The sequence below is a fragment of the Variovorax sp. 05N34 genome (genome assembly GCF_056397405.1).
Genome location: NZ_JBFTNI010000008.1, coordinates 139,837 through 153,851 on the forward strand (window position 1 = coordinate 139,837; position 14,015 = coordinate 153,851).

Sequence of the window (14,015 nt, forward strand, 5' to 3'; positions counted from 1 at the left end):
CCCTTCAGCCTGCAATGTCGAAGCGGGAACGCAGGGCGATGAAATGATCGAGAGCCGCCTTGCCGTGCAGGTCGTGAAGGTCCGCGAGGTCTTCGTGGTCTTCGACCTCCGCGAGACCCATCTCGAAGCGTTGGTAGCGGCGTTGCGCCAGTGAACCCTCGTACAGGACACGGATGTCCGAATGCCGGCGGTCCGCCGCCAACCGGCGCATCAGCGACATCACCGGTCCGGGCGGCCCCTCCAGATGCTGGCAGAAGCGCAGGCCGTCAAAGACGAGCAGTCCCGTAATCCCTTCATGAACGTTTCTCGCCCGGGCCTGGGACACGATATGCCCCACCACCGTGGTTGACTGATCGGATGCGAGTTTGCTGCAGTAGAGGATTTCCTGGAATTCCATCGGCGTCGGAAAAGAATCGGGGAGTGAAGGCGATCGCAGTTTAGAAGCCGCGGCCGATCCGTGAAATGTCAAAAGACACTCAGGAAGCGCCGCTCCCTGGCGACCCGGCATATATAGTGCCAGCGTGAAACTCGAGGACTATCCGCCTCCCGCCATTCCCCCAAGCGGCAACGACCCCTGCGACCGATGCGGGCTTCGTGCCAATGCCGCGTTCCTTAAGGTCGCCGGCGACGAATTGCGCGTCATCGAGAAATTCCGGCATGGTTCGCGCGTCGTCCAGGCGGGCAAGCCCATCGTCGACGAATACCGCCCCGGCGCCTCTCTCTTCACGCTCTACGCCGGCTGGGCTTTTCGCTTCAAGACGCTGAGCGACGGCCGTCGGCAGATACTGAGCTTCCTGCTGCCCGGCGATTTCATCGGCCTGCAGGACGAATTTGCCGATGGTTTCACCCATGGGGTCGAGGCAGTGACCGACGTCACGCTCTGCGTCTTCAAGCGTGACGAACTCTGGGACTTGTTCCACGCGCATCCGAAGCTCGGCTATGAGATCACGTGGCTGGCCGCGCGCGAGGAAAAGATGGTGGACGACAACCTCGTGACGGCGGGCAGGCGCAATGCGAGCGAAAGAGTCGCGATGCTGCTGATGCATCTCTATCGCCGTGCCGAGCGCGTCGGCATGGTGCGCGACGGCTGGGTCGAGTTTCCCTTCAACCAGCAGCACATCGCCGACGCGCTCGGGCTTTCGCTGGTGCACACGAACAAGACCCTGCGCCGGCTGCGGCACCTGAACCTTCATCGCCTGGAAGACGGCTGGCTGCGAATCCTGGAACCCCGGGCCCTTGAATCGCTGGGTGACTACTTCGAACGGCCGCTGCGTCCGGTTCCGCTGATCTGAGTGTCGGCGCATTGCCATCGTTGCCGTATCGCTGTCGGATCGTTGTTTTTATCGCGTATCGTCAGGTTCCCATCCAGAACCCTCTCCACCGCACGCACCAATGAACCTGCTCTCCCGGCTGCGCCAGATCGTCATGGTGAGCGGCGTCGAGTCTTTCAGCGTTGGGGTCGCCGGCATCACCGGGCTCTTGATCGTCAACGTGATGCCCAAGGACCAGTACGCGGTGTACACCTTCCTCATCACCTGCCTGCAGTTGATCATGGGCATCACCGATCTCGGGTTGTCCAAATGCCCGCTGCCGATCGTCGGCCAGCGAAGCTCCGAAGTGCACTGGGTGATGGGTGTGTGCGGACAGGTCTTTCGTCGCCGAACGCTGATGCTCATCGTGAGCTTCGCGGTCGTCATTCCCTATGGCATCTACACCTTCATTCAGCACCAGTGGCTGCTGTGGGCCTATGCCTGGGCGGCGCTGATGGTGGTCGCGTCGGTGCTGGCGTCGCTGCGCGGCAGCTTTGCTGGGACCGTGCTCGTGATCCTTGGGCAGGTGTCGGCGATCAGCCGCATCACCTTCTTCGTGACCGCATCGCGGTTCCTCATGGTCGGCGCCGTTCTGCTGCTGCCGCTGACGCCTTATTCGATTGCATTTCTCTTGTGCGCCACGGTGGTTTCGGAGTTGTTTGCCATCGTTCTTTATCGACGGGAGTTCAAGGCGAGGAAGATCGAGGAAACGCGGCTGAGCGCGACGGAAGAAAAGCAGATCGACGGCCAGATCCTCAAGATCGTCGTTCCACTGATTCCGTCGGCCATCTTCTTCCAGGTGCAGGGCGCGATCACGATCTTCCTGGCTTCGCTTTTCGGCACCGCGACCACAGTGGCCGAGATCGGCGCCTTCGGAAGGTTGGCGCTTGCGCTGGCAATCGTCGACAGGGTCGGGGCTATTCTTCTCTTCCCGGTCATTGCGCGGGCGCCTGCCGGGAAGCGGCTCGTTTCGTTGATTGCAAAGGTGCACCTCGCTTATCTGGGTGCCTTGTTCCTTTTGCTGGTGACGGCGGTCTTTTTGCCGCAATATTGGATTATTTTACTCGGGGCAAAATATCAGAACATGGTACCCTATGTCTGGATGCTTTTTCTTTCGACCATTCTCATGAATGGCGCCGGCTTTGCCTTCATGACGCTGGCGGTGCGCGGATTTACCGAAAAGCAGGCATACGCCGTCATATTCGTGATCTTGTTGCAATGCGCATTTTTATGGAGATTCGGGGCAGGCACGCTTCCTATGATTCTCTGGTTCAACATCGTGACGTGCGCCGCTCATTTCGTGTATCAATATGTCCTGCTGTTCCTCAAATGGCCCGATTTGAAGAAAGAGCCGGAGCCGGAACCTGAATTGGAATGTTCAACGCCATGAATAAGCCGAGAATAAGCATCGTCGTCCCTTCGTACAACCAAGGGAAATACATCGAGGAAACGCTGCTTTCAATCTTCAACCAGGACATTGACGGGCTGCAGCTCATCGTGATGGACGGCGGCAGCACCGACGAGACGGTCGATGTGCTCAAGAAGTATTCCAGCCGCATCGATTTCTGGGTCTCGGAGCGAGATGGCGGACAGACGGACGCCATCAACAAGGGCTTGAAGCATGCAAAGGCGGACATCGTCGGCTGGCTGAACAGCGACGACGTGTATCTGCGGGGCGCCTTGAAGAAGGTGCTGCGCGTTTTCGACGAGAACCCGGAAGTCGGCGTGGTGCATGGCGACCGTTTGATGCTGAATGCCGAATCGCACGTGATCGGCTGGGTGTGCGGGCGAGTCTTCAATCCTGCCGAACATGGCTACAACGTTGCGAGCGAAACCGCCTTTTGGCGCGCCGATGCGATGTCCGAAGAGCTCAATGCGTCCTTGCGCTTTGCGATGGACCTCGACTGGTTCAGCCGGCTTTATCTTGCAGGCGCCAAATTTCACATGATCCCGGATTTCATCGGCGGCTTTCGCTGCCATGCCGAGGCCAAATCTGCGACGCTGCAACACGTCGCTCACGAGGAATCCGAGCGGCTATGGACTGCCTACTTTTCAAACGACAACTGGAAAATGGGCGGGCTCAGTGACCAGCGCCGGTTTTATAGCCGATTGCTGACGCGGCCTTTCATGCTCACCATTCCATTTTTTTACCAGCGATTCATTCTTCGCCCATTTGCGAATCGTCGAAAAACGGCTGCATCCTGACCGGCATGTATTTGAAAAAAAAAGACCGTGAATATCGGGGCATGATGATCGCAGGAAAAATAAGAGCTGTCGGCATGGAGTTTTTGATCTATTTGACCAATCACTGGATCAATAGAATCCCCTCGCACTTCTTGCGGCATGCTTGGTACGCGCGCGTCATGGCTTTTGAAATCCAGCCCGGAACAAGCCTCCTCATGGGGACGACTTTCGACACGCGCGGCCAACTGTGGATCGGGCCGAATTCGGTCGTCAATGAAAAGTGCCGGCTGGACAACCGCGCCGGCCTGACCATCGGGAGCAATGTCTCCATCAGCTCCGAGGTCATGATCCTCACGGCCACGCACGATGTGCAGTCGCCCACTTTCGCAGGCATCGACCTGCCGGTGGTGATTGATGACTACGTGTGGATCGGCGCACGCGCAATCATCTTGCCGGGCGTGCATCTCGGGCGTGGGTCGGTGGTCGCAGCAGGTTCGGTCGTGACCGCCGACGTGCCTGAAAATGCGGTCGTGGGCGGCATTCCCGCCCGCCCGATCGGCAGTCGCGAGGTCGAGTTGACCTATCAGCTCGACTATCGACGGCTTTTCCACTGAACAGCTTCCTGAGCGATCCGAATCGCTCCCATCGCATGTCCGAATCGCAATCCTCTTTGCAGGCCTCGTTGCAAACCTCCTCGCAATCCGCCGCTACGGCGCTCGACATCGTCATCATGGCCGCCGGCAAAGGCACGCGCATGAAGAGCAGCCTGCCCAAGGTCTTGCACAAGCTGGGCGGCCGGTCGCTCGTCGCTCACGTGATCGACACGGCGGCGCGCGTCGGCGCACGCAACATCGTCGTGGTCACCGGACATGGTGCGGCCGACGTCGAGTCGGCGATGGACGGCGCAGTGCCGGGCGTGGCGCCGCTTTTCGCGCGGCAGGTTCCGCAACTTGGCACCGGCCACGCGATGCAGCAGGCGATGCCGCTTCTGCCGGACGACGGCACCGTGGTCGTGCTTTCCGGCGACGTGCCGCTCATCGGCGAATCGACCTTGCGAGCGCTGGTCGCCGAAAGCGCCGGGAGGCGGCTCGCGCTGCTCACCATCCAGGTGGACAAGCCGACCGGCTATGGCCGCATCGTGCGCGCGCCGGCTCAAGAGGAGGGCGAGGGTGAAGTGCTCGCCATCGTCGAGGAGAAAGACGCCAGCGAAGCCCAGCGTGCCATCACGGAGGTCTACACCGGCGTCATGGCTGTGCCGGCCCGGCTCCTCCGAAGCTGGCTCACGCGGCTCGACAACAAGAACGCGCAAGGCGAGTACTACCTGACGGACGTCGTCGGCTTTGCCACTGTGGACGGTGTTCCTGTGGTTGCACACCGCACCGACGATGCCTTGCAAGTGGCCGGCGTGAACAGCCCGGCGCAGCTGGCGTCGCTGGAGCGCGCCTATCAATTGCGCCAGGCCGATGCACTGATGGCGCAGGGGGTTCGCCTGGCCGATCCGGCGCGATTTGATCTGCGCGGCACGCTCGCGTGCGAAGCGGATGTCGAAATCGACGTCAACTGCGTGTTCGAAGGGGCCGTGTCGCTCGGAGCCGGCGTGCGCATCGGCGCCAACTGCGTCATCGCCAATGCGCGCATCGAGACGGGCTCGGTGATCCATCCCTTTACGCACATCGACGGCGACAAGGCTGGCGTGACGGTGGGCGCGGGCTCGCTGGTGGGACCATTCGCGCGTTTGCGCCCGGGAACGCGCCTGGGTGCCGAGGTGCACATCGGCAACTTCGTCGAAGTCAAGAATTCGACGCTCGCCGCCGGAGCGAAGGCCAATCACCTCGCCTATCTGGGGGATGCCACCGTGGGCCAACGCGTCAACTACGGCGCCGGGAGCATCACCGCCAACTACGACGGCGCCAACAAGCACCGCACACTGATCGGTGACGACGTGCACGTCGGCAGCAACTGCGTGCTGGTCGCGCCCGTCACCATCGGCGCGGGCGGCACGATCGGCGGCGGTTCGACCATCACCAAGAGCACGGAACCGGGCGCGTTGTCGATCTCGCGCGGGCGGCAGGTGAGCTTCGCGAACTGGGCGCGGCCGCAGAAGGCGCCCAAGAACTGAAGCGGTAGATGGCGCGACGGCCTATTCGAGACCGGGCAGAGGCAACTGCGGCGCGAACTTGGCGCGCTTGACGCTGAAAAACGCCTTCACGTTGCGCACGTTGGCGTCGCTCGTGAAGAGTCTCTGCGCCAGTGCCTGATAGCCCGGCATGTCGCGCACCGTGACGATCAATACAAAGTCCGGCCCCGGCGAAACGCGGTAGCACTGCTGGACGGCTTCGTCGATTGCGACGCGCTGCTCGAAAGCATCGAGCGCGGACGCATCCTGCCGATCCAGCAAGATCTCGACCACCGCGGTGAGGAGCGGCCCGACTTGTTCGGCATTGAGGATCGCGACCTGGCTTTCGATCCAACCTGCCTCGCGCAGGCGCCGCACGCGACGCAGGCACGTCGGCGGAGAGATGCTGAAGCGCTCGGCCAACGACTGATTGCTCTGGGAGGCGTCTCGTTGGAGCGCGTCCAGAAGGCGCAGATCGATGCTGTCGAGATCTGAAAGTTTCATAAACGTCATTTTGACGAAATATTCGATCGATCATTCCGTTCGATGAAATTTGCTTTCGCTGCACTGTGGGATTTAGCTAAAACATTTCACAACCCGCAGCTAGCATCGCTCCATACAAAATTTTCAAGGAGCAAACCATGTGTGGCATCGTCGGCGCTGTTTCCGGTCGCGACATCGTTCCCGTCCTCGTGCAAGGCCTGCAGCGTCTCGAATACCGCGGCTATGACTCCTGCGGTGTGGCCGTGTATGCCGGCGGACTGCAGCGCGCTCGCACGACCTCGCGCGTGGCCGACCTGTTGACCCAAGTGAAGACCGATCGCATCGAAGGCACCACCGGCATCGCCCACACGCGCTGGGCGACCCACGGTGCGCCGGCGGTCCACAACGCGCACCCTCATTTCAGCCATGGCCCCGGCGCGGACGCCGAGGCAGCGCGGCCGGGTCGCATCGCGATCGTGCACAACGGCATCATCGAGAACCATGAAGCGCTGCGCGCGGCGTTGCAAGCCAAAGGCTATGCATTCGCGAGCCAGACGGACACCGAAGTCATTGCGCATCTCGTGGACAGCCACTACGACGGCGATCTCTTCGAAGCTGTGAAGGCCAGCGTCAAGGAACTGCACGGCGCTTATGCGATTGCCGTGATCTCCCGCGATGAACCGCACCGTGTCGTCGGCGCGCGTGCCGGGTCGCCGCTGATCCTCGGAGTGGGCGCAGAGGAGGGCGAAAACTTTCTCGCGAGCGATGCGATGGCACTCGCCGGCGTGACGGACCAGATCGTGTACCTCGAAGAGGGCGACGTCGTCGACATCCAGCCCGGCAAGTACTGGATCGTCGACCGCACGCACAAGCCGGTGAATCGCCTTGTGCGCACCGTTCAGGCGCACAGCGGTGCGGCCGAACTCGGCCCGTATCGCCACTACATGCAAAAGGAAATCTTCGAGCAGCCGCGCGCCATTGCCGACACGCTCGAGGGTGTGGAAGGCATCGTGCCCGAGCTCTTTGACGGCGCTGCCGTCGATGGCGAGCCCGGCGCCGCTGCATGGCGAGTCTTCAAGGACATCGACAAGGTCCTCATCCTGGCATGCGGCACCAGCTACTACAGCGGCTGCACGGCAAAGTACTGGCTCGAAGGCATTGCCAAGATCCCGACCCAGGTCGAAATCGCGAGCGAATACCGGTACCGCGACTCCGTGCCCGATCCGAAGACGCTGGTCGTCACCATCAGCCAGTCCGGCGAGACGGCCGACACGCTGGCCGCGTTGAAGCACGCGCGTTCATTGGGCATGACGCAGACGCTCACCGTCTGCAATGTCGCGACCAGCGCGATGGTGCGCGAATGCAAGCTGGCCTACATCACGCGGGCCGGGGTGGAGATCGGCGTGGCTTCGACCAAGGCCTTCACAACGCAGTTGGCTGGGCTCTTTCTGCTCACCTTGGCGCTCGCGCAAGCCAAGGGCCGATTGTCCGAAGCCGATGAAGCGCGCTACTTGAAGGAAATGCGGCATCTGCCGGTCGCACTGCAGTCGGTGCTCGCGCTGGAGCCGCAGATCATCAGCTGGGCCGAGGACTTCGCGCGAAAGGAAAACGCGCTGTTCCTCGGGCGCGGTCTGCACTACCCGATTGCGCTCGAAGGCGCGCTCAAGCTCAAGGAAGTGACCTACATCCATGCGGAGGCGTATGCGGCCGGCGAGCTCAAGCATGGCCCCCTCGCGCTGGTCACCAGCGAGATGCCCGTCGTCACCGTCGCACCCAACGACGCACTGCTGGAGAAGCTCAAGAGCAATTTGCAGGAAGTGCGCGCGCGCGGCGGCGTGCTCTATGTGCTGGCCGACGGCGACACGCGCATTGAAAGCGGCGAAGGACTCCACGTGATCCGCATGCCCGAGCACTACGGCGCGTTGTCGCCGCTGCTGCACGTGGTGCCGCTGCAGTTGCTCGCGTATCACACGGCTTGCGCCCGGGGGACGGATGTGGACAAGCCGAGGAATCTGGCGAAGAGCGTGACTGTGGAGTGATGGGGCTCGGGGGGGGCAATCACCCTCGATTTGCTAAGGTTGTGGATATTTTCTTCGAGGGGACGGGGTCGGATTTGCTAAAAATATGCGTTGTGGATATTTTCGGCTATAAATTTTCGCCTTTCACCAGGACTGAGCGCAGCATTGGGAGTGTGCGTCGTGGCGGCGTGCACCTTCGACGTCTGACCTAGTACCGACATTCGAAGCGCGATTGCAGGTCCACGTCGAACGGGCAAGCTGTCGCTCACTCCCGAGAGTGCTCAATAGAACGTAGGCCGTCGTGCGCTGCGTTTCCGCATAAGGCCTAGGAATGGCGAAGTTGGTCAGGGTCGCGCAGGTCATCGGCGCCACGCCCGGCGTCACTCCGCCTTCCAAGCTGGAAGCGCTCTACGATCCGAATGGCAAAAATCCTTCCTCAAGCGGTCTTCTCGAAGTGCCTGCTGCGTGAAGGAGGATTCAGCTTTTCGAAGGAGCGAGGCCCCCTGCCTGAACGCTTTGTGGGGCGTTGTGGTCGGTCTGATCGCGATCGTTATTCACGTTCGACCGCGTGCTCATGTCGGGGAGTTCGTTTTTTGGCTAGACAATCTGGCCAATGAGCAAGGCGGGCATTCAATCAAATCGAGGCGACGGCTATCAAACATTGGTGGCATTCGACTGGGCGCTGACCATCCTTTCGGATCCGAGCTATGAGTGGATTGAAGTTGACTCGGCAGCCCTGCCTGTAGACGATGTTGTGATCGGCAAATCCGACGGCACGAGGATCTGCTGTCAATGCAAGAAGAATCAGGTGGGATTCCAATCATGGACCGTCGGCGATCTCGCTGAAGAGCTAAGAAAGGCAGACAGTCTGCTTGCTCAGGAGCCGAATTCGCTGGTCCGCTTCTACTCACGTAGTCCTTTTGGCGAGCTTGCGCACCTAAGGGAGTTCATTCTTACCTTCCCTGACGAAGCAACCTATCAGGCTTCCCTTGGTCAAGGCACACGGGTCATCGATGCAAAGCTTCGTCAAAACCTCTCACACTTTTCTCCATTCGAGTTTCTGCGACGCACGGATTTCGTCACCACCGAGCAGCTTGATCGAATGCAGTTGCTGCTGCACGAAAGGCTGCGCCGTCTAGTCAACAACTCTTCCGCCGCCTATGACGCGATCTGGACGCATCTGGATCATCTCGGGATGCGCATGAGTGCGGACGACCAGGTTGTCAACGTCCAGCATCGGCTGAGAAAAGGGGAGCTTGTCGCCCTCTTGGAGCGCTCGGGTGCGCTGCTAAGCGGATCAATCGACGTTGATCAGGTCCGAGAATCGTTCGAAGGAACATCTGCGATCGGCCGGGCGTGGCGCAGAGAAATTGGCAACACCCGTCTCCTAAATTCGGCTGTTGAAGCACTAATCGCTGCTATCGATGCCAAGCACCGCTCGATCCTACTGACGGGTCAACCTGGCGCGGGAAAAACGTGCGTCATGCTCGAACTTCAAGAGGCGCTCGAGGAGCGCGCAAGAACTGAACGCGACATCCTTCCTCTATTTATTCAAACTCGCGAATTCGCAGATATAACGACTGTAATTGAGCGCGAGGCGCAAGGCTTGTCGAAGCGGTGGGTAGAGGACGTAGCGCGAATGGCCGAAACCGTCCATGTAGCGGTTCTTGTCGAATCGCTTGACGTGCTTTCGATCGCGCGCGAGCACAGCGTCCTAACATACTTTTTGGCCCAGATCGATCGCGTTCTGCTTGTGCCCAATGTTTCGGTCATTGTCGCATGTCGCGAGTTTGATCGTCACTACGACCGAAGGATCGCCCAAAGAAACTGGGACAAAATCATTGAGTGCTATCCGCTGGATTGGAGTAGCCAGATCGCTCCACTGCTCGCGGAGCAGTCTATAGACCCTGCGTCAATAGATTCTACGACTCGTGAGCTTGTCAAGAATCCCAGAGAGCTGGCCCTTTTCCTCGACTTGGCTGCAAGAAGGGGAGCGTCAAACGAAGTTACTAGCCAATCGCTAGCGATGAACTACCTAGCCTCAGTGCTCGAAGGCGAGAGCGGCATTGGTGGCGCTGCGATTCGTGTCGTCGAGGACATCGCTAAAGAAATGCTGAATTCGCGCAGCGTAGCCGTGCCGAGACAGCGATTCACAGGCTCGATCGAAATGCTACGAAGGCTTCTTAGCAGCAACATTTTGATCGAAACCGATCTCGGCATGCTTGCGTTCGGACATCAAACGTTACTAGACGTCTTAATAGTCAGTGGGGCTATGCGTCGCGGTCTAACACTAGACGCATTTATTCGCGATCTCCCGCCAGTCCCCTTTGTACGACCGAGCATTCGTAGCTTCATTCGACAACTGCTCAGTGGGGATCGCCGCGAATTAAGAAAGCAACTTCGTACGGTACTGTCCGGAAGCCTACCGTTTCATGTTCGTCGACTTGTTGCCGAAACCTTCGCGGAACTGCTCCCGGACCCTGGCGACTGGCTCCTTCTCAGAGACCTGAGAAATAACTTTCGTGACGTTTTTCAGGTTATTTACACTCAGGCAGTCCGATTGGAATGGCACGATTTTTGGCTCAATCAGCTAATACCGCATCTGAAAGCTGAGCGCGACGCTGCAGGACTTTCGATGCACGTGAATCTGATCGCACAGTGGAAGGATGTTGCGCCTGCATCAGTCTTCGGGTTTTGGGCAGAAGCAATGGCTCTGGATTGGTCGGACAAGAATCAGATGTCACGAAATCTGGAGTTCGCATTGCGGGACCTCAGTTCTGCAAGCGCTCCAGCCGCGGCTCCATTGGTCCTCTCGTTGATGAATTTGCCTCGACAGGAGCATTCGACACTTGGTCGCGCACTCGCTCGATGTATCGATGCGGGCGCCATTGAAGACGCGCTGCTCTGGCGGTATATCGCGGAAGGCCTCAGCGAGGCGGACGTTCGAGGCTACCAGTTGGGGCAGCATCTCCGCTGTCAACCTCACGAGTTTGGAAAAGACGGTGACGACTTCCTGGCGCGCTGCATGCGGCGATCGGACGTGCTGATGGATCTGGTGCTGGCATCTTTTGAGCGTTGGAGCGATCTCAAGCGGTACGACCCATCAGAGCGTGGTTTGTGGAGCGGATTCCTCAGGGACACCTCGTACATGGACTCTCGCCAAGAGCAAGATTTTCACCATAGAGACGGCGTACGCATCCTATTTGATGCGGTGGAGGCATCCATTTGTTCCCATGCCCGCTCTCACAGCAATTGGTGGAGGTCGAACCGCGCACGGCTGTGTTTTAGCCACGATGGCGGTCTTCGCTACCTTGCAATCGTTGCATGCATTGAGAATTTTTCGTTGAACTTGGACATCATCTCGAGAATGCTGAGTGACAAGGAGTCACTCGAGTCGGAACTCGCATACGATCTCGGCACGCTCTTGAATGCCAGCTATGCGCTACTTGACACTAGCGCGCAGGATCGAATTCAGGAATTCATCTTGCTGATGAATTCAGATTCCTCCGATGAGCGACCTTGGATCGTCTTGCAACAGGCGCAATTGATCAAAGCGATTCCCTGCTACCTTCGGTCGGAGGCTGCGACGGCCGTGCTTGAAGAGGTTGAGAAGAAGTGTTTTCCATTCGTGCGTGCACCGGCGATATTAGGGCGAGGGGGGTTTGTAAGGCCGCCATTCACGTTCCAAGTATTTCTTGATAGCGGTGACCTCGCAGTACTCGAATTGTTGTCGCACTACGCCGGTCACGTTGCTCGAAGTTCCTTTGATGATTTTCTGTCGGGAGGGGCGCGGGAGGTCGGGGTTCAATTGCGTGAGGCGGCGTCGCGGCGACCGACTCGATTCCTGGCGCTTCTGAGCGAGCACTGGGCCGTTCTCTCGAATGATTTTTGCGATGACCTCTTGGAGGGAGTGGCAGACTATTTGAACCGTCGGTTTGGCAATCTCCAACCGAACCAGGATTGGATGCCTGATGATGAGTCGACTGGGAGCGAGGTTGCGAGTCGAGTCTTGGATGAGCTAGAGCGGCATCCCGCGCACTGGTATAAAAACCGCGCGGCATCGTCCGCGCTTCAGGGGTGCGCGCATGCAGTTCAAAGCATCAGTGACGCCGGGCGTGTCGTGTTCCTCTCACTGGGTTTCGCATCCTTGGGCGAGGAGAGTTCAGTACGCGGCGACAATGTCGATCTAGTGAGTCGAGGCATCAACATGATGCAGGGCCACATCGCAGAAGCTCTTATGACTCTCCCCAGTCAGCTTCGTGGAACCAATTTGCAGTGGCCTGACACGCTTGGGCCCGCGCTTCGGAGACTTGCCGCGCACGAGAGTCTGCCGATTCGAGCCGTGGTCCTCAGACTCCTCCCTCGCCTTCAAAGCCATCATCCGGAGATCGGGTGGGAGATGTTTGCGCTAGCCATGGCAGGCGATACGACGGGACTTTGGCCGGTCGCCGAAACATGCCTCTACTACGCCTACTTCCAACGCTTCGACGTTGTTACTTCTTGGCTGAAGAAGCTGTACCGCGAGGGGAGTGGAAGAGACCTGAAGACTTGGGGAAGAATATCTGCGCTAGCAGCGCTTTCCGAACGGACGCCCCTTGTTCAGGTTATTGATGATTTGAATGCAAAGGGCGATGTGGAAGCGTGGAGTGGCGCGGCCAGCGTTTGGACGCACGGCGGAAACCTGCATGCACACGCGGCCCCGTGCGTAAGCGCTATCGAAGTTGGTCTTAGCTCGTCCGATCCAATCGCGCAGAGCGTCGCGAGAAAGTTACGTCGAGTTTTCCATGAGCCGACGCCGCCAGTTATGCTGCCTTCACGATTGGTTCAACGTTTCTTTGAGTTGCTTGGCAGCAGTGACACTCATGAAAGAGACATCTATGGGTTCGATGGCTGGCTGAACTCGATTGCGACCGTGGACCCGGAAGCCGCGCTCGGAGCAGCGGAGTACTACGTTACTTACGCGGAGTCTCGTCGGGTGCCTGTTTACGACCACGCGAATAACTTTACTCAGCTTCTAACAAGGATCTTCGCACTGGCGGAAGAACAGGAAGAGTTAGATGGCGGCGTAATGCTCGGAAGAACCGTCGCTGTTCAGGATGCATTTCTGCGTCTTGGAGTCGCTGGCGTTAACGATTGGCTAAGAGCCGCAGAGCGCTTATAGGCTTCCTCTCACCTGGCCAGCCTCGGCAACGCAGCCAGCCGTGCAGATGCTGCGGTATTTGGCGGGATGTCCGAAAAGGCCTTCAGCGTTTCGCCGCGCGCGAGGTCGGTCGCCATTCGCTGCATCGGCGACTGCAAGCTGGATGGGCGGTCCGTCTATACCCCGGACGGAACTCACATGGTGACGACCCCCGATCAAGCCTGCGCGATCTCCTGCGATCGGATCATGCTGGTCGAAAACTTCGAGACCTTCAAGCAGGTTCAAGCGTATCGATGGATCCAATGGGACGCGGCCGACACCTTGGTTGTCTACCGAGGTGACCCCGAAAACCCGAATCAGCATGCCGCGCATCTCGTTCTAGCTAGAAGCGAGCCAGTGGTCGGGTTCTTCGACTTCGATCCAGCGGGACTCATGATGGCCAAGGCAATTCCATCGACCAGGTTCAAGGGCTTTGTGCTCCCGGATCAAGCATGGCTGGGTGCAGCGTGCGAATCCCCTCATGGGCGGCGGCTGTACGACCGCCAAGTGAGTGTGTATGGCGCCGCCCTGGACGCAACGAGCGAGCCGTTGATCAGCGAAAGGTGGGCGTTTATGAAATCCCTTGCCAGTGCAGTAGCGCAGGAAGCAATGCATCGCGCGTAGTTTGGACAGTCCGTCGAGTCTGCTCGCCCCATCACTGTTGAGTGTCCATAGTTTTCTCAACGTGGCGAAGCTGCACACGCAACCTCTGCATAAATGGTTTG

At 59.2% G+C, this 14,015-nt stretch carries 11 protein-coding genes; 9 read left to right on the forward strand and 2 right to left on the reverse strand.

Annotation, left to right across the window (positions count from 1 at the left end):
- Nucleotides 1-4: 4 nt before the first annotated feature.
- Complete coding sequence (locus AC1DMA_RS21685; protein WP_478145469.1) at nucleotides 5-397, reverse strand: BLUF domain-containing protein; 393 nt, start codon at nucleotides 395-397, stop codon at nucleotides 5-7.
- A gap of 124 nt (nucleotides 398-521) precedes the next feature.
- Between AC1DMA_RS21685 and AC1DMA_RS21690 the strand changes: the two genes are divergently transcribed.
- From AC1DMA_RS21690 to glmU, 5 genes are all read left to right on the forward strand, one after another.
- Nucleotides 522-1,292 (forward strand): Crp/Fnr family transcriptional regulator, encoded by a 771-nt coding sequence (locus tag AC1DMA_RS21690; RefSeq protein ID WP_478126069.1) that lies wholly within the window; start codon nucleotides 522-524, stop codon nucleotides 1,290-1,292.
- 187 nt (nucleotides 1,293-1,479) lie between these two features.
- Nucleotides 1,480-2,700 (forward strand): MATE family efflux transporter, encoded by a 1,221-nt coding sequence (locus tag AC1DMA_RS21695; RefSeq protein ID WP_478126070.1) that lies wholly within the window; start codon nucleotides 1,480-1,482, stop codon nucleotides 2,698-2,700.
- On the forward strand, nucleotides 2,697-3,515 hold the full coding sequence (locus AC1DMA_RS21700) for a glycosyltransferase family 2 protein (protein ID WP_478145470.1): 819 nt from the start codon (nucleotides 2,697-2,699) through the stop codon (nucleotides 3,513-3,515). Before AC1DMA_RS21695 ends, AC1DMA_RS21700 begins: the two co-directional genes overlap by 4 nt.
- A gap of 158 nt (nucleotides 3,516-3,673) precedes the next feature.
- Nucleotides 3,674-4,108 (forward strand): acyltransferase, encoded by a 435-nt coding sequence (locus AC1DMA_RS21705; protein WP_478145471.1) that lies wholly within the window; start codon nucleotides 3,674-3,676, stop codon nucleotides 4,106-4,108.
- Nucleotides 4,109-4,224: 116 nt separating this feature from the next.
- Nucleotides 4,225-5,613 carry a bifunctional UDP-N-acetylglucosamine diphosphorylase/glucosamine-1-phosphate N-acetyltransferase GlmU gene (gene glmU, locus AC1DMA_RS21710; RefSeq protein WP_478145579.1) on the forward strand — a complete coding sequence of 463 codons (1,389 nt, stop codon included), beginning with the start codon at nucleotides 4,225-4,227 and terminating at the stop codon, nucleotides 5,611-5,613.
- Between the two features lie 21 nt (nucleotides 5,614-5,634).
- On the opposite strand, the gene AC1DMA_RS21715 is transcribed toward glmU, so the two are convergent.
- Nucleotides 5,635-6,114: an Lrp/AsnC family transcriptional regulator gene (locus tag AC1DMA_RS21715; protein WP_478145472.1), complete on the reverse strand. Its 480-nt coding sequence runs from the start codon at nucleotides 6,112-6,114 to the stop codon at nucleotides 5,635-5,637.
- 137 nt (nucleotides 6,115-6,251) lie between these two features.
- Between AC1DMA_RS21715 and glmS the strand changes: the two genes are divergently transcribed.
- The 4 genes from glmS to AC1DMA_RS21735 all read left to right on the forward strand — a co-directional run bounded on the left by glmS (nucleotide 6,252) and on the right by AC1DMA_RS21735 (nucleotide 13,914).
- Nucleotides 6,252-8,132, forward strand: coding sequence for a glutamine--fructose-6-phosphate transaminase (isomerizing) (gene glmS, locus AC1DMA_RS21720; protein WP_478145473.1), 1,881 nt, complete (start codon nucleotides 6,252-6,254; stop codon nucleotides 8,130-8,132).
- Between the two features lie 310 nt (nucleotides 8,133-8,442).
- Entirely contained in the window at nucleotides 8,443-8,580 is a 138-nt protein-coding gene (locus AC1DMA_RS21725; RefSeq protein WP_478126075.1) for a hypothetical protein, read from the forward strand.
- Between the two features lie 144 nt (nucleotides 8,581-8,724).
- Entirely contained in the window at nucleotides 8,725-13,272 is a 4,548-nt protein-coding gene (locus AC1DMA_RS21730) for an NACHT domain-containing protein (protein ID WP_478145474.1), read from the forward strand.
- A 66-nt stretch (nucleotides 13,273-13,338) separates the two neighbouring features.
- Nucleotides 13,339-13,914, forward strand: a complete 576-nt coding sequence (locus AC1DMA_RS21735) for a DUF7281 domain-containing protein (RefSeq protein ID WP_478126077.1) — start codon at nucleotides 13,339-13,341, stop codon at nucleotides 13,912-13,914.
- The last annotated feature ends 101 nt before the right edge of the window (nucleotides 13,915-14,015 follow it).

Excerpts from the sequence above, each read along its gene's own strand:
- AC1DMA_RS21715 (WP_478145472.1), bottom strand. The coding sequence starts at position 6,114 with ATGAAACTTTCAGATCTCGACAGCATCGATCTGCGCCTTCTGGACGCG.
- glmS (WP_478145473.1), top strand. The coding sequence starts at position 6,252 with ATGTGTGGCATCGTCGGCGCTGTTTCCGGTCGCGACATCGTTCCCGTC.
- glmU (WP_478145579.1), top strand. The coding sequence starts at position 4,225 with ATGGCCGCCGGCAAAGGCACGCGCATGAAGAGCAGCCTGCCCAAGGTC.
- AC1DMA_RS21700 (WP_478145470.1), top strand. The coding sequence starts at position 2,697 with ATGAATAAGCCGAGAATAAGCATCGTCGTCCCTTCGTACAACCAAGGG.
- AC1DMA_RS21725 (WP_478126075.1), top strand. The coding sequence starts at position 8,443 with ATGGCGAAGTTGGTCAGGGTCGCGCAGGTCATCGGCGCCACGCCCGGC.
- AC1DMA_RS21735 (WP_478126077.1), top strand. The coding sequence starts at position 13,339 with ATGTCCGAAAAGGCCTTCAGCGTTTCGCCGCGCGCGAGGTCGGTCGCC.
- AC1DMA_RS21730 (WP_478145474.1), top strand. The coding sequence starts at position 8,725 with ATGAGCAAGGCGGGCATTCAATCAAATCGAGGCGACGGCTATCAAACA.
- AC1DMA_RS21685 (WP_478145469.1), bottom strand. The coding sequence starts at position 397 with ATGGAATTCCAGGAAATCCTCTACTGCAGCAAACTCGCATCCGATCAG.
- AC1DMA_RS21705 (WP_478145471.1), top strand. The coding sequence starts at position 3,674 with ATGGCTTTTGAAATCCAGCCCGGAACAAGCCTCCTCATGGGGACGACT.